At 62.4% G+C, this 22,388-nt stretch carries 20 protein-coding genes and 2 tRNA genes; 1 reads left to right on the top strand and 21 read right to left on the bottom strand.

Features of this window, described 5'->3' with window-relative positions; all coding sequences use genetic code 11:
• Positions 1-47 precede the first annotated feature (47 nt).
• The 14 genes from PG878_RS08365 to uvrB all read right to left on the bottom strand — a co-directional run bounded on the left by PG878_RS08365 (position 48) and on the right by uvrB (position 14,769).
• Positions 48-821, bottom strand: coding sequence for a hypothetical protein (locus PG878_RS08365; RefSeq protein WP_209031447.1), 774 nt, complete (start codon positions 819-821; stop codon positions 48-50).
• Between the two features lie 66 nt (positions 822-887).
• On the bottom strand, positions 888-3,359 hold the full coding sequence (locus PG878_RS08360; protein WP_209031146.1) for a VirB4 family type IV secretion/conjugal transfer ATPase: 2,472 nt from the start codon (positions 3,357-3,359) through the stop codon (positions 888-890).
• A gap of 172 nt (positions 3,360-3,531) precedes the next feature.
• Positions 3,532-3,843, bottom strand: a complete 312-nt coding sequence (locus PG878_RS08355; protein WP_160967317.1) for a VirB3 family type IV secretion system protein — start codon at positions 3,841-3,843, stop codon at positions 3,532-3,534.
• Complete coding sequence (locus PG878_RS08350; RefSeq protein ID WP_425510534.1) at positions 3,836-4,243, bottom strand: TrbC/VirB2 family protein; 408 nt, start codon at positions 4,241-4,243, stop codon at positions 3,836-3,838. Before PG878_RS08350 ends, PG878_RS08355 begins: the two co-directional genes overlap by 8 nt.
• A gap of 68 nt (positions 4,244-4,311) precedes the next feature.
• Complete coding sequence (locus PG878_RS08345; RefSeq protein WP_209031144.1) at positions 4,312-5,187, bottom strand: lytic transglycosylase domain-containing protein; 876 nt, start codon at positions 5,185-5,187, stop codon at positions 4,312-4,314.
• A gap of 144 nt (positions 5,188-5,331) precedes the next feature.
• Positions 5,332-6,375, bottom strand: a complete 1,044-nt coding sequence (gene virB11 / locus PG878_RS08340; RefSeq protein WP_209031143.1) for a P-type DNA transfer ATPase VirB11 — start codon at positions 6,373-6,375, stop codon at positions 5,332-5,334.
• 19 nt (positions 6,376-6,394) lie between these two features.
• The gene (locus PG878_RS08335) at positions 6,395-7,567 is read right to left on the bottom strand and encodes a TraB/TrbI/VirB10 family type IV secretion system protein (protein WP_209031142.1); all 1,173 of its coding nucleotides are present in this window, start codon (positions 7,565-7,567) and stop codon (positions 6,395-6,397) included.
• A complete protein-coding gene (locus tag PG878_RS08330) occupies positions 7,564-8,325 on the bottom strand; it encodes a TrbG/VirB9 family P-type conjugative transfer protein (protein WP_209031141.1) in 762 nt (253 codons plus the stop codon). Before PG878_RS08330 ends, PG878_RS08335 begins: the two co-directional genes overlap by 4 nt.
• Positions 8,322-9,335 (bottom strand): VirB8 family type IV secretion system protein, encoded by a 1,014-nt coding sequence (locus PG878_RS08325; protein WP_209031140.1) that lies wholly within the window; start codon positions 9,333-9,335, stop codon positions 8,322-8,324. Before PG878_RS08325 ends, PG878_RS08330 begins: the two co-directional genes overlap by 4 nt.
• Positions 9,336-9,395: 60 nt before the next feature.
• Positions 9,396-9,818, bottom strand: a complete 423-nt coding sequence (locus tag PG878_RS08320; RefSeq protein WP_209031139.1) for a hypothetical protein — start codon at positions 9,816-9,818, stop codon at positions 9,396-9,398.
• 401 nt (positions 9,819-10,219) lie between these two features.
• Positions 10,220-11,854, bottom strand: a complete 1,635-nt coding sequence (locus PG878_RS08315; protein ID WP_425611768.1) for a type IV secretory system conjugative DNA transfer family protein — start codon at positions 11,852-11,854, stop codon at positions 10,220-10,222.
• 295 nt (positions 11,855-12,149) lie between these two features.
• Entirely contained in the window at positions 12,150-12,386 is a 237-nt protein-coding gene (locus PG878_RS08310) for a hypothetical protein (protein ID WP_425510502.1), read from the bottom strand.
• A gap of 179 nt (positions 12,387-12,565) precedes the next feature.
• Positions 12,566-12,640: transfer RNA gene (locus PG878_RS08305), tRNA-Val, on the bottom strand.
• A gap of 98 nt (positions 12,641-12,738) precedes the next feature.
• Complete coding sequence (gene uvrB / locus PG878_RS08300) at positions 12,739-14,769, bottom strand: excinuclease ABC subunit UvrB (protein WP_019799001.1); 2,031 nt, start codon at positions 14,767-14,769, stop codon at positions 12,739-12,741.
• A 134-nt stretch (positions 14,770-14,903) separates the two neighbouring features.
• Here uvrB and PG878_RS08295 point away from each other — a divergent pair, with 134 nt between their 5' ends.
• Positions 14,904-15,440: a GspH/FimT family pseudopilin gene (locus tag PG878_RS08295; protein ID WP_209031136.1), complete on the top strand. Its 537-nt coding sequence runs from the start codon at positions 14,904-14,906 to the stop codon at positions 15,438-15,440.
• A 44-nt stretch (positions 15,441-15,484) separates the two neighbouring features.
• Here PG878_RS08295 and PG878_RS08290 read toward each other — a convergent pair.
• From PG878_RS08290 to PG878_RS08260, 7 genes are all read right to left on the bottom strand, one after another.
• A tRNA-Asn gene (locus PG878_RS08290) sits at positions 15,485-15,561 on the bottom strand.
• Between the two features lie 164 nt (positions 15,562-15,725).
• Entirely contained in the window at positions 15,726-16,175 is a 450-nt protein-coding gene (locus PG878_RS08285) for a type IV pilin protein (RefSeq protein WP_280515123.1), read from the bottom strand.
• Positions 16,168-19,851 (bottom strand): pilus assembly protein, encoded by a 3,684-nt coding sequence (locus tag PG878_RS08280; protein ID WP_244672602.1) that lies wholly within the window; start codon positions 19,849-19,851, stop codon positions 16,168-16,170. The genes PG878_RS08285 and PG878_RS08280 overlap by 8 nt, the downstream gene beginning before the upstream one ends.
• Complete coding sequence (locus PG878_RS08275; protein WP_209031135.1) at positions 19,848-20,408, bottom strand: pilus assembly PilX family protein; 561 nt, start codon at positions 20,406-20,408, stop codon at positions 19,848-19,850. The genes PG878_RS08280 and PG878_RS08275 overlap by 4 nt, the downstream gene beginning before the upstream one ends.
• Complete coding sequence (locus PG878_RS08270; RefSeq protein ID WP_209031134.1) at positions 20,405-21,361, bottom strand: PilW family protein; 957 nt, start codon at positions 21,359-21,361, stop codon at positions 20,405-20,407. Before PG878_RS08270 ends, PG878_RS08275 begins: the two co-directional genes overlap by 4 nt.
• Entirely contained in the window at positions 21,358-21,867 is a 510-nt protein-coding gene (gene pilV / locus PG878_RS08265) for a type IV pilus modification protein PilV (protein WP_209031444.1), read from the bottom strand. Before pilV ends, PG878_RS08270 begins: the two co-directional genes overlap by 4 nt.
• On the bottom strand, positions 21,864-22,328 hold the full coding sequence (locus tag PG878_RS08260; protein ID WP_311186049.1) for a GspH/FimT family pseudopilin: 465 nt from the start codon (positions 22,326-22,328) through the stop codon (positions 21,864-21,866). The genes pilV and PG878_RS08260 overlap by 4 nt, the downstream gene beginning before the upstream one ends.
• Positions 22,329-22,388: the final 60 nt, after the last annotated feature.

Genomic DNA, 22,388 nt, shown 5'->3' with positions numbered 1-22,388 from the left:
GCATCGTTGCCACAAACCGGTCCTTTAGAAAATGGGAGACATGCAAGCTAATCGTCGATACTCAGTTTATGGAACTTGCCGTCCGACTTAATCGCCTCCAACGCACCGATCACCACCGCACCGCCGATCGCCTTGCTCGCGATGTCGCCAAGACCGCTCCAACCTGGGAACAAGCCACCGCCTCCCGTTTCGGTAGCCGACGGCGGCGTCTGACCAGTCATTGCCGCACGGGCTCCAGCCGACTGCACTTCGGTCAGGAACGCGAGCCGTTTCTCGTAAGCGAACATGGCCGACTCGGTCTGCTGACGATCGATGTCCATCAGCGTCTTGAGCGCGATCAGCTTGTTGGTATTGTCTTCCAGCAAGCCGATCTGCTCGGCTTTGATGTTCTGACGTTCCTTTTCGATATCCCGTAGCCGCTGCAAGCGCTTCTCGGTGATGTCGTACATCGCCACCATGTAGTTGTACTGCGAATTGCGGGTGCGCTGAATGAGCTCACACGTCTTTTGCTGCTCGCTGGAAACAGGCGTGCCGGATGTCGTGCTGGCACAGGCCGAGACACCGTAATTGTCGTCGACCTTCTGGAGCTTCTCCTTCGGCTTGTCGACCTCTTCGCCGCTGGGCTTCTCTCCGGTGCTTTTGCCGATGAGACCGGACTTGTAGATCTCATCCAGCTTGTCGTGGAGTTTCTCGGTATTTTTCCCGTTCTCCTCGATTTGCTTGTTGTCGATCACTTCCCATTGCGCAAACGCCGTCGCCGGAAGCAGCGCGAGCAAGGCAACCGCACCCATAATGCGCATACGAGTGAAGGCTTTCGTCATCTTGTTCATAGACACCTCAACACAGATCTTGTAGAAAAACCGCCATGCGTGATGTGGACGAAGCGGTCAGCTGACCGCTGCCGCCCCGCGATTATCCGAAGACATCGACCTCGCCGGACCTGATTTTCCGGACCCCTTGCGCTTCGCGTAGAACTCGTTCAACCATTGCTCGGGCGTCAGATCGTCCGGCGCGACGCCATGTTCCTTGGCCTTGCGCTCCAGCACCTGGTGCATGATTTCGATGTTGTCGGTCGAGGCCGAGATCACCGACAGGGCGTCGTCCATGCCGCGCAGATTGAGCTGGCACACCGACGACCCATGGCCCTGCTTGACCAGGAAACAGCGCGAGCGCTCGTCCAGGCTGACCACGACCTGGTACTCGGCCTCGGTGAGCTTGAGGCCATCCATGTAGTCTTCCTTGCTGGCATTGGGATTGGGCAGCAGGATCATGGTCGCGGTCTGTTCGACCAACGCGGCGGAAATGTCGCTGGCCAGCGCATCCTCCGGGCTCTGGGTGGCGAAGATGCCCAGGCCATTCTGCTTACGGATGGTCTTCTGCTTGTTCTTGGCGAATTCCTTCAGGCCGCCCTTGCCATCGAGAATCTTCCAGAACTCGTCCATCACGTAGATGAGTGGCCGGCCGTCGATCAGGGCCTCGAGTCGATGCAGCAGATAGTTGATGACCGGAACGCGCACTTCCGGGTTGTCGATGACGTCGGTGTAATCAAAGCCGATGATGCTCGCCTTCTCCAAATCGATCGTATCGACCGGATTGTCGAACACCCAGCCGTGCGAGTTGCCGGCGGTCCACTTGCGCATGCGCGCGTACAGGCCGTCGTCGCCCATGTTGGGCAGGCTCTTGCGGAAATTGGTCATGCTGCGCAGATGCATCGGCGTATCGAGCATGCCTTCCACACCGCGGAAGATGTCCTCCTCCTCGCGCGAGGTGTATTCGAGCTTGCCGGCCAGGACCTTGATCAGGTCTGCCAGGAACTGCACGTTCGCCTCGGTGCGCTCGCACTGGAACGGGTTGAAGCCGGTGGGCTTGCCGTTCTCCATCGCCAGGTAGTTGCCGCCGCAGGCGCGCACGAAGATCTCGGCGCCGCGATCCTTGTCGAAGAAGAAGATGGTGGGAATCGGATCGAACTTCTGCACCTGGCTGAGCAGGAAATTGATCAACGCGGTCTTACCGGTACCCGACTTGCCGATCACCATGGTGTTGGCGATCGCTTTTTCGCCGAGCGAGTTTTCCGCCGGATGCGTCGCGTGGAAGTTGAAGTAATAAGGCTGACCGTTGGTGGTCTGCAAGGTGGTGACGCACTCGCCCCACGGATTGTTGTCACGCTTGCCCTGGGCGAAGTTATGCAGCGGCGACAGGCCGAGAAAGTTCAGCGAGCTGACATTGGCCAGACGCGTGCGATAGCGCCAGTTACCTGGCAATTGCGCGTAGAACGAAGAGGCGACCGCCAGATCCTCCTTGGTCGAGACGAAACCGGCGTTGGACAGCTCGGCGCGCGTCGTCGCCACCTGCTGCGCGAGCTTCTCCTGCGTCTCGGCGTAAACGGCGATGGTGAAGTGATACTCGCCCAACACGAAATTGCCCGACGACAGCTGATCCATCGCCAGATCGAGCTCATGGATCTGGCTGACCGCCTTGTCGCCGGAGGACACCATCATGCCCTTGGTGCGATCGAGCACCTTCAGCGCATCATGCCGCCCCATCGGGCTGAAGGAGTGGGTCACCACATACTCGAAGTCGAGATACTTCAGACCATTGAGGATGCCCGGATAGGTCCCGTCGGTGTATTCCTTGATGTTCAGAATGGCGCCGAAATGATTGACGCCCTCCGGCGTCTTAATCACGAAGTCGCCAGTCTTGTTGGCGAACATGTGCTTGCTGACCGGCAGATAGGCGGGCACCGGCGCCTGCAGCACCGGCACCGGCTCGTCGATGCGGTTGATCAGATAGCCGAAGAACTCCAGCGCCTCGGAGAACACCACCCCGTTACTGGCCTCGTACATGCTGAGCCGGTAAGGCGAGTAGTCTTTCAGCACGGCTTCGACGTTGCCAGCGAGCTCAAGCACCTTGGCGATCGCCTGGTCCTGCTCGGACTGCAGTTGGGGAATGTTCGACGACTTATCCATGAGACGTTTGCCCGTTACCACCGGGCGATAGATCATGGTCATGTACAGCTCGTTCTGCATGATCTTCTGCGAGGACAACGTCCCGTAGTACTGATCAGACAAGGCCTGGTTGAACGCCTGCTTGAACTTGCCGCCGTTCTTGATGCGGCGGCGGCGGCGCACGTCGTGCACCCAGAACGCCACGTTGGCGAAGTCCGGAGCGCGCAACGTCTGCAGCATGCGGTTGAACGTGTTGTGCCGGTGTTCGATCTCCCACTCTTCGCGGCCCACGAACGGAAGCCCGCCCAGGTGCCAGACCAGCATGAAATCTCCTCCCGTCGTCTTCAGCACGGACGGCGCCACATGTGTGGAGATGGAGATGAACTCGCTGATCGAAGTATCGGGGATGAACATAATGAAGTGACTCAGAATCCGTTTCGTCTTGCCAAGGCCCGGCGCACATGCACCGGGAACCGCCGACCTCGCTCACACCAGCAGTGCCGGCGAGTCGACACGAAAAACCGAACAACCCCATGCACGACATCAGCGTCGTGCATGGGGTCGAGACCCTGTGCCCGGTTCCAAGCTAGCGCTTGGCGCCCGGCACCTCTTTCCTGTACTCATTCGGCGAGAACACCCACATGCCGGAATAGCGCTGCAGGTTGCGCACGCGCATCCTCATCATCCAGCGCAACCCGAGCATGCGGAAGATCATCTCGTCCCGCTTGGTCATCTGCTGCATGACGAAGACGACGATCGGAATGAGCAGCAGCAACCGCATGTCGAAATAGATACCCATCAGGAAGCCGCCGCCCGCGCCAATGAAGAACGGGATGTAGGGCACCCCGAAAAACATGGCAGGCCGGGTGCAGCCCCGGAAAAGTACATTCTTATGCATAGTGCAGTACGTGCTGGATGAACTGGATGCTCGCGGACGCGGCGGTGCCGTCGCAATTCCCCGCATCCTTGCCGATCAGCATCTTCGCCAGCTGTCCCGCTGCACCGATCAGCACACCACCGAGCAGCACCGGCGCCACTTCTGCCACCCGCTTGTGTGCGAACGCAATCTGGTAACCGGCGAAGATGACCGCGATGGTCACCACCAGGACGGACGCCATGTTCAAGATGCCATTGGTATTGTTGAGGAAACCGCAGACCTTGGTATCGGTGCCTGCATAAGTGTTGCCGGTCGCCATCGCGACGCCAGAAGCGAACACGGCGGCGGTGAACAATGCCGCCTTCAGGGCCGCCATGCCGACAATCTTGGCGTTCGAATTCACTTCACCTTTCTTGAACATCATGAGTATCTCCTTGACTGGGAAACAGGGGGTAGAAGCCATTTGTATGGCCGGCTTACTGCATCTGGCTAGAATACGAAAGCTCCGTCGCCAGACGTCGGCGGCGGCGTACTTGTGCCAGGAACGGCCGCTCCCGCCACGGCCTGAGGCGCGTACGCGGGAACGTGCGAAGCGGGGGGCGCTCCGCCACCTGCAGGAACCGCCACTCCTTTGCCGGCGCCTGTCGGTCGTATCACATAGAGATCGGAGTCGGACGCGGCAGCCGGCTGCATCGGAGCAACCGCAGCGCCCACCACACCCGCCGGTTGCTGCGCCGCCAGGGCTGCCTGGGGACGCAGGGAGGGCTCAGCGTGCGCAGCGAGCCCGTTGGCGAGTCGATCGGCCGCCGAGTCGATGCGCCGCGACACGATCGAATCGACTTCGCGCACCACCGTGGCCTTCACCGAGTCGTTGACCGCACGACGCACGCTTCCGGCGGGGATCACCGGAATCGCACCAGCCGTGGATGCCGCCAGCGCCCTGCCCTGGTTGATCGACGCGTAGACCTTCTGCACGTAGCCGTGGCGGTACCCGGTCTCGAAGTTGCCGGAGTAGTAGCAACTGAACGACTTGCCCCAGTTGCCGCCCGAGCGGCTGTAGCACTCGGCCAGGATCTTCGACGCGGCCTGCAGGTTGGGACAGGTCTTGAATGCCTTTTCGTAGGTATCCAGGCCGTACTTGATCAGGTTGTAGCGATTGACCTGCCCCAGGCCGAGGGAAAAGTTGTAGCCCTTCTCTTCCAGCATCCGCGCCGTGGCCACCGCTTCGGACAGGTTCTGCGGCTGGCGCACCAGGCGACCGCCGACCACGCCGATCGCGAACGGGTTGTGCGACGACTCGACGCGCACAACGTGCTGCATGACTTCAGCCGGAACCGCCATTTCCGGACAGCTGAGTAGTTCCATGCCTGGCAACATGCCGTGGTTACTCCCTATGCATCGGCGTCATGGCAATCGCCCGGAACGCCGCAGTGTCGCAAATCAATCGTGTTGGAAGAAAAATTCAAAGTCAATCGGCGGATTTTCGCCTTATCACTTCAATGAACATATTCACCCTCCACCCGAATGCGTGCGCTCGGGATCGAAATCGATACCGGTGATATAGCGCCGGCCCGCGTGCGATTTGATATGGACAACGATGTCGATGGTCATCATCAGCAACCGCTTGATGACGGCGAATTCCAGGCCTGAGCCTTCGGCCGAGGCCTTGACCATCAACGCCAGTTGGTCCCAGGTCTGGCCGATGCTGCCAGCATGGCAGCTGGTGATGGAACCGGGGTGACCGGAGGCGCAGTTGCGGATGAAGTAGAACGACTCGTCGCCACGCAACTCCGCGAGGATGATGCGGTCGGGCTTCATGCGCAGGCACGCTTCCATGCAGCTCTTCGCGGTGACGTTGCTCGTGCTTTGTCCGCCTTTCGAGTAGAGCAAATGCACGGAATTGGGCTGGCTGATGAAGAGTTCGCGCGCGTCCTCGATCGTCACCAGCCGCTCTTCGTGCGGGATGTGATTCACCAGCGACTTCATGAAGGTGGTCTTGCCGCTACCGGTGGCGCCGGCGACCACGATGTTCTTCTTGAACAGCACCGCCTTCTTGAAGAATTCAGCGTAATCGCGCTGCCGCCGCAACTCGAGCAACTCCAGGTCCTGCTCGCTGAGCCCCGACTGCACCTCCAGGATCTCCTGGAAGAAGCCGTCCTCCTTGTACTGCTCCAGGGTCTTGGTGTGCTTGGACGGCAGACGGATGGTGATCGACACCTTGCCGGCATCGCAGGCCGGCGGGATCACGAACTGCGCGCGCTGCCCGGTGGGAAAGGTCAGCGACACCACCGGATCGGCATCGGTGATGCGCTGGCCGGTATTGCTCTCGTTGACCACCGCCGTACAGAACTGCCGGGCGCGATCGAAGGTCAGCGACGGGATGTCCATCCGCTGCCAACCGCGCAGGGTCTCCAGGTACAGCTCGCCGGGACGGTTGATGCAGATTTCCGTCACTTCCGGCGAGTTCAGATAATCCAGGATGCCCAGCACCGAGTACTGGTAATCCAGGAAATCCGTGGAGATCTGCGCGGTCGGAGAGTCGTCGAACGTCACGTCGCTGTCTCGATCTCGATCAACGCGGCAACACGGCCGTGAAGTCGACGTCTTTGGCGACGTAGACGTTCACGATGGTGCCCTGGTTGATGGTCACGGTGGCGGGACGGCGACGATCCAGTGCCTGGTCGGCCAGACGCTGGATGGACTGCGCCGTGTTGCTCTCGAACGGCTGCTCGGTGACGATGCCGGAATTGAGGCCGGTGGTGGTGGTCTTCGGGCCGTGCTCGGCCGCCGCCCACTTGAAGGCGTCGCTGAGCATGCTGATCATCAGGGCAGACGAGATACGGCTGGCCCAGTGCGCACTGTACTGGCCCGGGTGACCGGCGCTGCCGAGGTTGTCCACGCCGGGTCCGACCAAGGTCACATCGATGCCGGTCGGCGTGGTGATGCGGTCCCAGACCACCTGCATGCGCGGGCCGCTCGGCTCCGCGGCGCCATACTGGCCGAGGATCTTCGATCCCTTCGGCAGCAGTAGGCGGCGGCCGTTGATGGAGTACACCGGCTCGGTGATGATGCAGGAGGTGAAGCCCGGGAAATCGGTGATGATCCGGGTCTCCAGCACGCAGCGGATATAAGTGCCGCGCACCAGCAAACCATCCGGATTGGCGATCGGCTTTGCCGACGTCACCTGATCCTGTGGTGCGCCACCCTGCTCCTGCGCCTGCGGCATGCCACCGATACCCTGCCCAGCACCCGAATCCTGCTGCAGACCCGCCATACGGCGCTCAAGCAACGACGGCCCTCGCTCTTGCCGAGACGGCTGCAGCGAGGGGTCATTGTCGGTAGGCATCGGCGGCAAAGGCGGCAAGCTCGGCTGTTCCGCCAGTGGCACCGGCTCGGCCGGCTGCACCGGCGGCGGCGCCGCGGTCTGCGGCAGCGCAGGCGCTACCACCGCTTCCTGGCGCGGCTTCGGCGCCGCTTCTGGCTTGCTGCTGCCACTCACCAGCCAGAAGATCGCCAGGATCAGCAGGGCCGCGATGCCAGCGAGGAACACCAGCGCCTTGCGATTGAGCTTCTTCAGGTCGCTGGAGCGCAGCACCGGCTCGTTGGCGTCCAGGTCCGGATCGGCGGTCTGCTGCTGGCGAGCGAAATAGGGATTCTCGCGCGGCGCGTCGTCCGCTTGCGGATTGCGCGGCTGGCCGTTATCGCGGCCGTAGTTTTCGTCAGACGGAGGTAGATTCGAGTTCACTTTTGCTTGTTCCTACGCAAGCCGACAACATTCTTGCCGTGGCGGATGACCAGGAAGGGATAGGTCCCGTGGACAATCAGGGTATTGCCCTCGACTGTGGTATTGACCAGGAAATCCTCGTCGCTCTCCTTCTCACGGCCGAACACGGCCGGGAAATTGCCTGTCGGGAAACGCGTCAGATCCATTTTGATATAGGTGAACTTGCCGTCGTCGTAGACGCTGCTCGGCACGATCCACGTCTGCTTGGAGCGCGTGGAATAGTCGTAGTCGAAGTAGTAATGGCGGTCCTTGGTCAGCCGCGTATCGAGCTGCGACTCATCCTTCACCTCGTCGCTGGCCGCGGCAAAGCTGGTGTCCTTCGGGTAGGTGAAGGTCACCTTGTACTGCACGCCGGCCTGCTTGGCCTGCTCCAGCCGCTGCCAATCCGTCGCCACCACCTTCAATTCCAGGATGTAGGAATGGGTGGCGGTGCGGATCATCATGTTGGTGTCGACGTCGACGTTCTTCGGCTTCAGATAGAAGACGTTCTCGCGACGGCTGAGTTCCCAGCCACTGGTGAAACCGGTGCTGTAATCGAGGATCTTCTCGTTCGGGCTCAGCTCGATCTGGGTGGTGATGCCCAGACCGGTCCGCACCTGATAGATCTTGTCAGGCTCGTACTCGTACTGCTGGACCACCTGCGCCGACGCGATCGGCGCGAACAGGCCCAGAGCCAGCAACGCAATATGCGCCGAACCGGTTTTCGTCAGGAAACTCATCGAACGTTCGCTCCATTACCATTGTGCTGAGGTGCAACGTTGGGTGCAGGAGGGGCCGCAGCGGGCTGCGTCCCCGGATAGACGGGCGCGCCCCCCGGATTGACCACCGGTGCCTGCTGCGGGGCGGGCATTGCGCCGCCCGCCGGCACGACCGGCTGACCGGGTATTTGCTGCGTTGGCAGTTGTCCGGCAGCGCCCGGCATCTGACCGGCCGGCGGCTGTTGCGGTTGCGCTGCTCCGCTTGCAGGCGCCTGCACGGCAGGCGACGGCGGAACCGGCATGGCCGAATAATCGTTGTCCACACGATAATCAGTCACTTGAAAACCCAGTGGATTCTGCGTCCGCAGATCCTCGTCCATGGCCAGGTTATTGTTGTAACGGAAACCGAGAATGGCGAACTTATTGTCGAGAAAGGTCGATTGACCGGTTCTCTTGTCGTAGATGCTGCGCTGGAAGCGCACATTTGCACCCGTGTATGGCTTGCCGCTGCCGCCGAGCAACGAGATGCTCAGGATCTTCACCCGAATGGACCGCGTCTTGCCATAAATGTAGTAGGGCGCCGAGGGATTATTGGGCGCGTGAAGGCTGAAGTACTCCGCCCCTACCCCCGTATCGCGTGGTGCCATCGAAAACACCAGATTCCAATCGTTGAGCCCCATCATCTCTGAATCGTAGGATTCTCTGGCGGTAATGAAACGTGCCACGTTGCTCCTGGCCAACGCCTCGCTGTTGGTGACGCTGCGAACCTCGCCAACATCACGCAACACAGACACCGTGGAATTGCCGGTGTACGCATCCGCCATCACCAGATACGGCACCTTCTCCTTCAGCGGCAGCATGTAGTAATACCCGCCGCCCAACAGCAGGCACATGATGATCGCGCCGAAGGCGACCCACCATGCGCGGCGCTCGCTGCGGCGCGCCAGATCCGCAATGCTGATCTCGTAGTTGACCGCCTTCGCGACCGCTTTGTTGACGTTTTCGCTTTCGGCCTGTTTTTTACCGAACATCAGACTTCACCAGGTTCGTAATATGGCTGCCGGCGCGCAGCGTGCACACCGGCGGTGACGTCACTTCGCGCTGTCGCTTGCCGCCGGCGTACCGCTCACCGACGACGACGGCTGCACCAGGATGCGATTGCCCGCGGCGGTCACGCTCAGACCTTCCTGTGCATAGACCACGCTCAACTCGGCGACTGCCTGCTGGATGCTGGTGGTATTGATCTTGGCCACCGGCGCATACAGCGTGTAGTCGGACTGTATGCCGTAGGACAGCTGCATGTTCGAATCCTTGGCCCAGCGCTCGAGCATCGTCTTCAGCGTGCCGTCCATCGGAATCGCCTGGTACACGTACGACGAGTACAGCGGGATCTCCATGGTCGACTCGGAGAAACGGTTGACCGGCTTCCATTTGCCGCGAAAGTCGGGCGCGGGCCTGGTTGCACAGGCGCTCAACAGCGCGACGGCACTCAACGTAGCGATCAGCCGAAACATATGCGTTCTTTTCACGCGAGCCTCTGAATTGCGGAAACGTGTAGAGAGCGGGCGGCGCGCAGGCGGCCCACTGCTGGATGGCGGAATTCGACGCAACGACGCGACACGGGCGTCGCAAGAAGGAAGCTGCCGGGAACGGCGCGGACGCGGATCCGCGGCAGGCAACGGGACACGCCCGAGGCCGCGCGATCGGCGCCGAAGAAAACGGAATTTGACAACGAACCTTCCATGTCACCCCTTACGTGCGCCTGTTCGACCCACGCCCCTGTTCCTGTTTCTGTTACCAACGCACCGCCATACTCGCGAGAATGTGCCGGAGGGGCATGCTCACGTCAAGCATTTGGCAAAAAAACGTTCAAATGATAAATACGCCCAAAAAATAGGTGTTTTCCGTCACACTTTCAAATCGAGAGCGTCGGAATGTCGACTTTCGGCCGCAGTCGTGCGGTGAAGTGGCGATCCTTGTAGTACTTGATCTTGTCGCACTTCACAGGGTGCGGAATGCCCTCGTACAAGAACACCTCTTGATCGTTGCCCATCGCCTTCAACTCCTGCGGCAGCATCAGCGCCCGCTTCTCCTCCGACACGCTCCGGGTCACGTCCTTGCCGCGCGTGACGTTCTTCTTGCGGAAGGTGGTGTAGCCGAGCATCTCGGAGTAGTCGTTGGCGTCCTGCTGCTCGCGCGGAGCGTAGAGAATCTGCAGTGCATGATTCGTGATGATGGTCCGCGAGATGTCTTTGCCATAGGTGGCATCGAGCTGGGCCATGCTCTGGATGATCGGCAGAAGGCGGACATTGTAGCCCGCCATATATGACACCGCCGAGGCGATGATGTCGACCTTGCCGATGGCGGTGAACTCGTCCATCAGCAGCAGGCATTGGTACTTCAGCGCCGGATTGCTCTTGGGCAGTTCCTTGGTGTTGAGGTTGATGATCTGACTGAAGAACAGGTTGATGATCAGGCGGCTTTCGGCCAGCTTGTTGGGCTGGATGCCGATGTAGATGGTCATCTTCTTCTTGCGCAGGTCGGTGAGCAGGAAGTCGTTGTCGCTGGTGGCCGCATCCAGCACCGGGTTGATCCAGGCGTTGAGCGGCTCCTTGAGCGTGCCCATGATCGAGGCGAAGGTCTCGTCCGCCTGCGACAGGAGGTTGGAGAACGCCGACTTGGCGTTGCCGCTGAGGAAGCGCCGCTCCGACAGCGACTTCAGGTACTTCTTCAGATCGGTGCCGTCGCCGGAAGACAGGCGATAGATCGCACCCAGCGTCGGCGTGCCGAGACCGCCGGGGAAGCCGATGTTGCGCTCGTCGTCCCAGTTCTCGAACAGGTACAGCGAAAACGCCATGAACGCGTTGCGCGCCTGGCTGACCCAGAACTTCTGGTCGTCCGAGCCGTCCGGGTACAGCATGGCGGCGATGCTCATCAGGTCCGACACGCGGAACGCCGGGTCGCCGGAGACGTAGCTGAGCGGGTTCCAGCGATGGGTGCGGCGGTCCTCGGCGAACGGATTGAACAGGAACACTTCCTGGCCCTGGCTGGCGCGCCAGCCGCTGGTCAGGTCGAAGTTCTCCTGCTTGATGTCCAGGACCACCACCGATTCCTGGTACTCGAGCAGGTTCGGGATGACCACGCCGACGCCCTTGCCCGACCGGGTCGGGGCCGCCAGGATCACGAACTGCTGGCCGCTGAGGCGCACCAGCTTGCCGCGAAACTTGCCCACCACGATGCCGTCGCCGCTGGTCTTGAACAGCCCGTGCTTCGACAGGTCGGCCGCACCGGCAAAGCGCGCGTCGCCATGCAGGCTGCGCTTGGGCGGCTTGAACATCAGCACCAGGATCAGCAGGGCCACCAGGCCTGGCGCGCCGAAGCCGAGGTAGCCGGCCCATTTGATCTTGCCGACGTAGGGAGCCACCTCCGGCAAGCCGATGGCGTGGACGTACTGGTAATAGGTGCCAAGCCCGAACATCCGCGTGTCCAGCTTCAGCAGCAGCAGGACCAGGTAGCCGGACAGGAAATAGCCGCAGACGGCCGTGAGCACGACGACGAGCGCCGCCGCAACGAGTTTACGATTCGACAAGCCCTATCCTCCCTGATCCATCCTGGCGAATATTCTAGAGCGAGTTCCGTATTTTGAGACGCCTCGTGTCGACAGTCTGCGAGGCCAGCAGGAGTGCCTGGCGCAGTCTCGCCCGGAACAGCGCATCGTTGAAGGACGGCCGCCAAGCCACCCATGGCCACGGTGCCCCCCCCCCCCCTCCAATGGCTGCGGCTCGCCTTTCCCGCCCTGCCGGCCTGCGCGGGCGACGCCACGGCCTCGATGGAGGCATTACGTTTCAGCGGCGCTGCCGCGTGCTCGGCCTGTTCCGCGACGGCTTCTTTTCCGCACTGACCGCGTCCCGATCGCGCTCGACCAGGCTGTCCAGGAAGACCCGCGCCTCGTCCCAGGACATGTCGTGCGGATCCACGCGGGCGCCGCCGTCGGTGGTGACCGCATAGCCGACCACGTTGGCCGGGCTGTACTCCGGCTCCCGGGTCAACGCCACGAGCTGGTAGCGTCCTTTGACTTGCACCGTATGATGGTATTCCACCATGCGCCTGGCCTCCTCGCCTGATCGTCCACTCGGATGCTAAAGCAAGCCTGGTCGCGCGGCCAGCGCTCTGCTTGCGAGCCGGCCGATGGCCATCGCGCAGGCGCAAAAAAGCCGGCTTGCGCCGGCTTCGTCGTTTCCACGCTCGCATCTTCGCGTCGTGGTGGGCGGTACAGGGTTCGAACCTGTGACCCCTACCATGTCAAGGTAGTGCTCTACCGCTGAGCTAACCGCCCGTCTCTGCCGCGGCGCACCGCTGCAGGGGCGCGAATCTTAGCCCACCTGGCGGACAAGAACAATACCCATCATCCGATCGGGTGCGCTGCGACGCCGCCTAGCCCACCAGGCTGGCGTCGCGCAGCTTCTTGATCTGGTCGCGGACCCGCGCTGCGTCCTCGAACTCCAGGTCGCGTGCGTGCTGGTACATCTCCTGCTCCAGGGCCTTGAGCCGCGCGGCGATCTCCGCCGGGGCCAGCGCCCGGTAGTCGGCCGGCTCCTCCGCGACCCGGCGCGCCTTGCCCTTGCCTTTGCCCTTGCCCGACTTGGCCTCGGCCACGTCGTCGCGCGCACCTTCCAGGATGTCCACGATCGGACGCGCCACCGACTTCGGAACGATCCCATGCTCCAGGTTGTACTCCACCTGCTTCTCGCGGCGGCGCCCGGTCTCGTCGATCGCGGCCTGCATCGAACGCGTCATCTTGTCCGCATAGAGGATGGCCTTGCCGCGCAGGTTGCGCGCGGCACGACCGATGGTCTGGATCAGCGAGCCGGTGGAACGCAGGAAGCCCTCCTTGTCGGCGTCGAGGATCGCGACCAGCGACACCTCTGGCATGTCCAGGCCCTCGCGCAGCAGGTTGATGCCGACCAGCACGTCGAACTTGCCCAGGCGCAGGTCGCGGATGATCTCCACGCGCTCGACCGTATCGATGTCCGAGTGCAGGTAGCGCACCTTCACCCCGTGCTCGCCGAGGTACTCGGTGAGGTTTTCGGCCATGCGCTTGGTCAGCGTGGTGACCAGGACGCGGTCGCCATCGGCCACGCGCAGGTTGATCTCCGACAACAGATCGTCGACCTGGGTCGCCACCGGCCGGATCTCGACTTCCGGGTCGATCAGTCCGGTCGGGCGCACCACCAGCTCGGTGATCTCGCCGGCCGATTCGCGCAATTCGTAGGGACCCGGCGTGGCCGACACGTAGATGCTGCGCGGCGAGCGCGCCTCCCATTCCTCGAAGCGCAGCGGCCGGTTGTCCAGCGCCGACGGCAGCCGGAAACCGAATTCCACCAGAGTCTCCTTGCGCGAACGGTCGCCTTTGTACATCGCACCGATCTGCGGCACGGTGACGTGCGACTCGTCCACCACCAGCAATGCATCCGGCGGCAGGTAGTCGAACAGGGTCGGCGGCGGCTCGCCCGGCGCCTTGCCGGTAAGATGCCGCGAGTAGTTCTCGATGCCGTTGCAGAAGCCGACCTCGGCCATCATCTCCAGGTCGAACTGGGTGCGCTGCGCCAGCCGCTGCGCCTCCACCAGTTTGTTCTGCGCATACAGCTGCTCCAGCCGGTCCTTCAGCTCCAGCTTGATCGTGTCCACCGCGCTGAGGGTGCGTTCGCGGGTGGTGGCGTAGTGGGTCTTGGGGTAGATGGTGTAGCGCTGCAGCTTGCGCAGGGTTTCGCCGGTCAGCGGATCGAACAGGGTCAGTTGCTCCACGTCGCCATCGAACAGCTCGATGCGCAGCGCCTCGCTGTCGGATTCGGCCGGGAACACGTCGATCACCTCGCCGCGCACGCGGAAACTGCCGCGGTGCAGCTCGTATTCGTTGCGGGTGTACTGCAGGTCGGTCAGGTGGCGGATGAGCTGGCGCTGCTCCACGTGCTCGCCGATCGACAGGATCAGCCGCAGCGACAGGTAGTCCTCCGGCGCGCCCAGGCCATAGATCGCCGAGACCGTCGCCACCACCAGCGCATCGCGCCGCGACAGCAGGGTCTTGGTCGCGGCCAGGCGCATCTGCTCGATGTGTTCGTTGATCGAACTGTCCTTCTCGATGAAGGTGTCCGAGGACGGCACGTAGGCCTCGGGCTGGTAGTAGTCGTAGTAGCTGACGAAGTATTCGACCGCGTTGTTGGGAAAGAACGCCTTGAACTCGCCGTACAGCTGCGCCGCCAGGGTCTTGTTCGGCGCCATGACCAGGGTCGGCTTCTGGATCGCCTGGACCACGTTGGCGATGGTGTAGGTCTTGCCCGACCCGGTCACGCCGAGCAGGGTCTGCTTGGCCAGGCCGGCCTCGAAGCCGGCCACCAGCTTCTCGATCGCCTGCGGCTGGTCGCCGGCCGGCGAATACGGCGATACGAGTTGGAAACGGTCGGACATGCACAAGCCTCAAGGTGGGGAGCGGGGCCGACCCCGCGCCGGGGAGATTTCCTACATGGGAACGCACAACCCCCTCATTCAAGCCCTGCCGTCCCACGGCGAGACTGGCGGCCTCGCACCGGGAGACGACGGACATGCGGAACGCTGCAATCAAAGGCTACACATTGCTCGAGGCCATGATCGTGATGGCGGTGCTCTGCCTGGTCGCCGGCATCGGCCTGCCGGCGTTCCGGGAACTGCTGGCGAGCCAACGCCTGACGACGGCGACCCACCAGCTGAGCGCGCACTTCGCCCTGGCGCGCAGCAGTGCCATCAGCTCGGGCGCCCCGGTTAGCGCCTGCCCATCCGACGGGAACGGCAACTGCCGCGGCGACAGCGACTGGAGCCAGGGCTGGCTGGTCTTCCGCGACCCGGAACGGCAAGGCCAGCCGATCGCGCCGGACAGCATCCTCAGCGAAGGCCGCGCACCGGGCGCGGGCGGGCTGGTGCTGCGCTCCAACCAAGGCCGTCCCTCGATCCGCTTCCTGCCCGATGGACGCAGCGCCGGCAGCAACCTGACCGTCAATATCTGCGAACGCGGCCGGCTACGCGCAGCGGTGGTGGTGAACAACACCGGACGCATCCGCACGCGAAAAGCGACCGAACCGATGCCCTGCAGCACACCGGACTGACGCGCAAAAGCAAAGGCCGCGATTGCTCGCGGCCTTTGCGGATTTGGCGCCCGAAGTTGGACTCGAACCAACGACCCCCTGATTAACAGTCAAGTGCTCTAACCGGCTGAGCTATTCGGGCGGGGAGGCGCATTGTATAGAGGCCCCATGACAATCGCAAGGGGTGAAGAGTGCGCTTTTCCGACTGTAGCTGCGCCCTACTCAGCCGACCTCACCAGCACGTGCCCTCGCCTGCGCCGGTGGATGTAGTGCGCGCGCCCTTCTGGCCGATGCTGAGCGCGCCGCTCACCAGCAGGACATCGGGTCGGTACCGGACACGCTCACCGTGCGCTCGCCCTTCTGGTTGAGATAGAGCGTGCCGCATTTGGTATCGCGTGCCAGTTGAGCGCCCTTGGGCACGGCCTGAAGACTGTAGGCCTTCGCATTGACCGAACCATTGAAGGAAAGCGTATAGAAATCGGTCACACCGTCGCACTGGGTCGGAGTGGGTGCCGAGACGTAGCTCAGACGCGTGGTGTAGTAACGCTCCATGTCTTGACTGCGCTCCATCAAACAGGAAGCAGCAGTGGCACGGCGCGCCTTCACGATATGTGCCACATAGCTCGGATACGCGATAGCGGCAAGGATCGCGACCACCGCCACCACGATCATCAGCTCGACCAAAGTGAAGCCATTGCCGGGCCCGGCCACGCCAGGACGCGCCACCATCCGACGGCGATCACAGGATTCAGTCATTGATCAACTCCCTCCATTGCACCCGCGTCACCGTTCCGGATGACGAATTGGTCGAGATCGACTCCGTGGAGGCGTTGTCCAGATTGGAAATCATCTTGCTACCGATGAAGGTCGACCCGCTCGACCCCTTACTGGTGCCGATGCCGGACACTGGGACGCCGTTCAAGGCATCGTTGCTGTCGAAGACGCCATCGCCGTTCACGTCGAAGAACGACGACGACAAGCGGCCGCCGGTGAAGGGGTTGATCACCATCGTGTATCCCTTGCCGCTCGGGCTGCATACATCGCTCGAATCCGGGATGCGCGTGCTGCCTACCAGATAGAGCCCCTGGAAGTAGTTCGCCACCACCATGCGCTCTCCTGTCTCGTAGAAATCCATGTACCAACCGCTGGTACCGGCACCGGTGGACGACTCGATCGTCCGCACGTTGTAGCCGTTGAGGGTGGTATCGGACAGGATCCGGATTTGCTTGAGATTGGACGCGCTGATCGTGCTGCCCTTGTCGATCAGGCCATACCAGGTCTGCTGGTCGGTATTGGCCAGGTCCGCGCTGGTGAGATAACGCCCGGTTCCGACGAACACCCAGGTGTCGAGCGTCGTAGGGTTGCGCGCCACCAGCGGCGTGGCGGTGATCGGCTTGCTGTTGCCTGCCACGAAAAGCTGGCCGGCGCTCCACCCGCTAACGGTCTTGCTGAATCGCCACAGGTTGCCCTTCAGATCACCCGCGTACACCTTGTCGACGATGCCACTGCCATCGGAGGACCAGGCATTGACGCCACTCAGGCCATTGTCGCCACCTACACCGGTGTCCACCGAGGCCACCGTGCCGGTGGCGATGTCGATCCGAACCAGTTGCGCGTTTTGCGAGGAACTGTTCGGGCCGTTGCCGAGCAACACGCTCCAGGAGCCGTCGGCGACCTGGGCGATGACGGGTTGTCCCAGCACGTTGCCGAGGGCGCCGTTGTTCACTTCCCACAGCAAGCTCGGCGACGCCGGGTTGGTCACGTCGAGCGCGAACACGCTCTTGCCCCCTCGCCCCATCGTACCGACCAGGACGCTCTTCCAGGCACCACCGAGGTAGACATCGGCCGCCGTCAGCAACCCGTCGACCGTATAGGCATGGGTATAGTCCGGAGAAGTGAAGCCCGAGGAAGAAAGCTTGGAGATCGCTTCGGTCGGCACGAACGCAAAGAGTTCAACGCCGGTGTTGACATTGAAGGCATGCAGCATGCCGTCGTTTCCGCCGACGTACACCACAGGAGTACGCCCGGAATTATTGGCCGCGAACTGGGGATACACGCCGGCACCGGAAAAGCTCTTGCCGCTGTAGAGCGACGGATTGGGCGCACCTACGTAGAGCGGCTGCGAATTGACGATGTCGCCAAGCACGGCGAGGCGATTGCGGAAGCTGCCGCCCGCACTCACTTCCCGGTCGCGCCTGCCGCGGATGTAGTCGACCTGGTCGCTGCTCAGGCTCCCCACGGTTCCTGTGAAATTCACCAGGCTGCCATTGCTGGGATAGAGCACCTTGCGGCTCGCATACGCGGGCAGCTTGGCGTTGGCGCTCCAGATCGCGGTCTGCGTACCGGCTGCATCATCGACCTTGTATGCGGTCAGCTCGCCTTTCCACTGATTGGCATCGCCTACGGTGTATTGAGCCTGGTAGAACACCGAACCGGTATCCAGGGCGGTCGCGTCCGACCCCAGCGCCGCGACCGATCCGGTGGCGTTCTTGAGGATCTGCGAGAACGCGTTTCTCAGGCTGGCGACCATGTTTTTGGCGTCGCTGGCCACGTAGAAATTATCCGGCCGCGGATAGGTGCCGCCACTAGTGGGGGACAACGTGTCGCTGGTGGTGTTCCACCAGCCCGGCTGCAATCCGGTGGTAGTCGCAGCGTAAGGGGAAAAGCCCGCAGGCACGGCGAAGCCGCCGTACTTGGACGCGAGCCAGTACATGTTCTTGGCAGGACCCTCCAGGACTTGCGCCTCGCGCACGTCCACCCAGTAGGTGCTTACCGTCTGCCTTCCAATGGTGTTGATCTGGCTACTGACGTCCGGACGCATGTCCACGGTGTGCGAATCGTAGGCCAGACCGGCGATGAAGGCCGAGTTGTATCGGCCAGTCCAGCTATCCGAAATCGTCGTACTCAGCCCCTCCATCGCCAGCACCTTCTGCGTACTGGTGATGACATTCACGCTGGTGTCGGCGGCAACCTCGGGAGGCATGGCAGGCTCATCCGTGCGATAAGCGGCAACGGTATTTCCTGGCAGATTCTTGTCCCGGTGCGTGTTCACATCGCCAATGCCGAGGATGGCATTGACCTGACAGTTGTAGCGGATCGGGTCGTCCCAACTGGTGATCACCGGGAAATAATCCGCCTGGACCTTCGCCGTGGCCAAGTTCGAACTCAGCGCGGAATAGGAGGCGACGTTACCCAGGTTCTTGAAGTAGCGGATCGCGGCGTAGTAGAGCTCGCTGACCGGATCGAACGACTTGGCCTGGCTGGTGGTCAATTCCTCGAACTTGTTGAGGTAGTTGATGACGCCGCTGTTGCGGCTGCCACTGCTGTCGCTGGTATCGATCTGTGCGCCACTATGGACATTCCCTACGCCGATTTTGCTGTCGGCATTGCTGTCCGGATCCTTGTAGAGCACACCGGTGGCAGGATCCCACTCCCTGCGCGGGTTGCTGTAGCTGTCGATCTCCGGGTAATAGGTGTTGGGACCGACGAACTTCATGCGGGCGCGCAGCACGCCACCATCACGGCTGACGGTCGAATCGTTCAGGTAGCCGAAGATGCTGTAGCGAATCTTGTTGGCATATTCCTGGATCAGCCCTTCCGGCTTGTAGTTGGTACTGGAGTACTGCGTGCAGTTGGACTCCACGCCGATGTTCGGATCGCAGACCTTCACCCGCACGAAGACCCGGTACACCTTGGTCGGATCGGGCTTGATGAGCGACGCCGGGTTGTAGTCGATCACGTTATTGGCGCTTGTACGCAGGTCGCCGGAGCCGGTGAACCACATTTCGCGGCCCAGGCCACTGACCCGGGTCCTGACGCTGGACCAGCCCGACGGCAACGGCGTCAGCGAGGAGACAGAGCTGGAGATCGTGCGGTCGGCGAAGTCACTGTCGCGGTCGTGGCGGGCCTTCTGCAGCACGGTCAGCCCGACCTGGTCGATGATGCGATAGCCACCGGTCAGGGCGGAGCGGAACGGGTCGATGGTCTGGGTGGCCGCCCAGTTCAGGTAGTTGCCGCTCCACGAACCACTGCAGGTATGTCCGCCCGCACTGTTCTTGGATGTCGGCACGAAGTAAGCCATCCCATTGAGGAGGTCGTAGCTGTAGCCGTAGCACTTGACCGGATCGAAGTAGCCCGCATATTCCGAAGCGTTGCTGTAGTTCCCCAGGTTGGCCTGGCTGATGATGGTCGGGTATTCGACCGAAGGCACCAGCGTAAGCGCGCCGGGAACGTCTGTCGGCAGCGAGATCGGACGCGTGCCCAGATCGATCGAAGCGCCGTTGCCCGAACACAGCGCCGCGAAGGCTCCGGTCGCGAACGCCAGCCAACGCGTCCGTCGGCGCTGCACTATTTCGGATCTGGCCACGCCAAGACGCATGCTATCGCCTGGTTTCATATCGCGGGTTTCCATCGCGGGAAATGACTTGCTCATTGGACAGTCACGTTCGACTGCAGCACCACCACCGACCGGCCATCGGCCAGCGTGGGATCCTGGCTGCGCGCGATCACCCGATAGACCGACTGCAGCACGGCGCTGCTGCCGGATCCGTATTGGTTGGAGTTGGCGCTGTAGCCCAGCGACAACTGCTGACGACTCGTGCGTTGGCCCAGGTACTGTACGTAGTATTGCGGCGTCGTCGCACCGATCGATTGGATAGGACTTGCATTGACCCAGCCGGTTCCCGTGTCGGTGTAGGTGCCCGCCGGAGGGATCGGACAGGACGCGCCGCCACTGCAATCGACCCCGATGCTTCCGCCGGAAGCCACCGCTGTCTTGATCGCTTCCTCGCCCGCCCGTAGCGCCGCTTCCGCGGACTGGAATGCCAGGCTGCGGTCGAGCATGTTCGAACTCATTTTCTCGCGCAGCGTGACACCACGAATCACCGCCAGACCCACCACGATCATCACCAACATCAAGATCAGCACAACGATCAGCGAGATACCGCGCGGGCGGCGGCAGATGGCGTGCGATTGCGCGATCGCCCTCATAGCGTGCGATTCCTCAGGTTGATCACGTATTGGACGGTGCGGTCGAGTTGCTGGCCACCGAAACCGGTCTTGTTGCCGCCCCGCACGGTCAGCACCAGCTTCGCGGCGATGACGTTGCCCCACGCGGCGTCTGGGGGAGAGGCGGCGCCGATCGTGGATGCGGTCTGGTAGGCAGTTGCCCCTGTGGTCAGGTAGGTGATCTGCATGTCCTGCACCCCCTCGACCATCTCCTCAGCCGCGCCATTGTCGATCTTGCGATATAACGAGCGCCCGCCGGCGGCGTTGCTCGCCACGTACCAACGGATGCCGCGCAGCCGACTCACCACCGAATTCACGCCATAGGAATAGGCCACCGCACTGCCGGAGCAAACCGCCGGCAGCACGTTCAGGCTGTTGTTGCTGCAGTTCGCGCTGCTGGCATGGCTAATCACATTGCCGGTCACGCTGCCAGCCACGAACAACGCCAGCTGGGTGTTGTCGCAGATCATGACCGTGTTGCCAGCGCTCAGGCCACTCGCATCGTCCACGGTGATGTTGGTCGAGCTCTGTGCAGTGGTGACGTTGGCAAGATGGGGATCGAGCGTGAGGACCTGGATGGCGTCGGTTCCGCTCGCGCTTCCGCTCAATGCGCCGTTTTCGTAGCCGACGACTGGAAAGTTCCAATTCGTCCACCAATTGCTGCTGGCGTTGTTGATGACATTGGCCACCGGCAGGGTTCCGTCGCACGGATTACCGCCAGCCTCGCGCAGGTCGCGCGCCATCAGTTCGAAGGTGGTCTGCATGCCATCCTGGGCCCAGCCCATGCCCTCGACCGTACGGAATACCCGCTGGTTGGACAGGAAAATGCTGATCGCTGCTCCCACCAGCATCAGGCCCAGCACCATTGCAATCATCAGCTCGATCAGCGACAGGCCGTGCATGGCAGCAGGGCGGCGCGGGACGGCACTGGTCATAGCCGGGCCACCGTCACCAGCTGGCGGGTGCTGCTGCCGGTGCCTGTGGCCGACTCGGCAGTGGACGTATTCACCGCGCGCCCCCGGCTATCGTCCCACTGCACGGTTACCGTGCAGGCCGAGCTGTTACAGGCGATCGAACCGCATGTCGTGGTATCGGTGGACACGTTGGCGGCGCCGCTGAGCCCGGTCTTCATGCTTTCGAGCCACGCGCGTATGTCCGCGGACGCCAGCGTGCCGCCGACCGCGGGCAGGCTACAGGTCATCGCCAGGTTGTAGGCGCCGCTCGTGGCCGCGCTGCGGTTGGCACGCATGGCCTCAAGGATCGAGTAGGTATGAATGACCATCTGGCTGTTCTCGAACGAACTCTGGCCGTTGTTCAACGCGCGTGCCTGCATCGCGGCTATGCCGAGCAGGGTCACTCCCAGAATCAGGACGGAGATCAGCACCTCGAGCAGGCTCACGCCTGCCTGCCGCCGGCGGTTTACCATCGCGCGAACGGTCATGATGGGCATGCTCCGCTACCATTGACACTGCTCACCGCGACCCGGGTGGCGGAGGTCGGCGCTACCGCACGCTGATTCTCCGCAGGGCGGTTGGTCGCAATGCAAGCGATGACCGACACGGCGCTGCTGGTCTTCAGGGTCCCGTTGGCGCCATAGGTGATGCGCGTGGCTGGCCCAGTGACACCCAACGGCGAGCGCGCCTTGTAGGACTGCAACACGCTATCGGCGCTGCCAGTCACGACCAGCCAGCCCTGCCAGGTGGACGCGCTGCCGCAGGTAGTGCCATCGCTGCTGCCGCAGACGCTCACCGGCGCGTTGCGCTTGATCGCCTCGCTGCGGGCGAACTGCAGCGCGTAAAGGATGTCGTCAGAAGCCGCCGACAGCCGGTTGCTGTTGATCAGGGAGGTGAACGAAGGAATGGCGATTGCAGACAGCACCGCCAGCACCGCCAGCGTGACCATCAACTCCACCAAGGTAAATCCCCCGCGACGGCATGCAGAACCGTCCGGAAGCAAGCCTGC

Origin of the sequence: Xanthomonas hawaiiensis, assembly GCF_031834635.1 — a bacterium.
In the GTDB taxonomy this organism is placed as follows: domain Bacteria; phylum Pseudomonadota; class Gammaproteobacteria; order Xanthomonadales; family Xanthomonadaceae; genus Xanthomonas_A; species Xanthomonas_A sacchari.
Note: the sequence above shows the minus strand (reverse complement) of the source record. Positions and strands in the feature narration are given on the sequence as shown.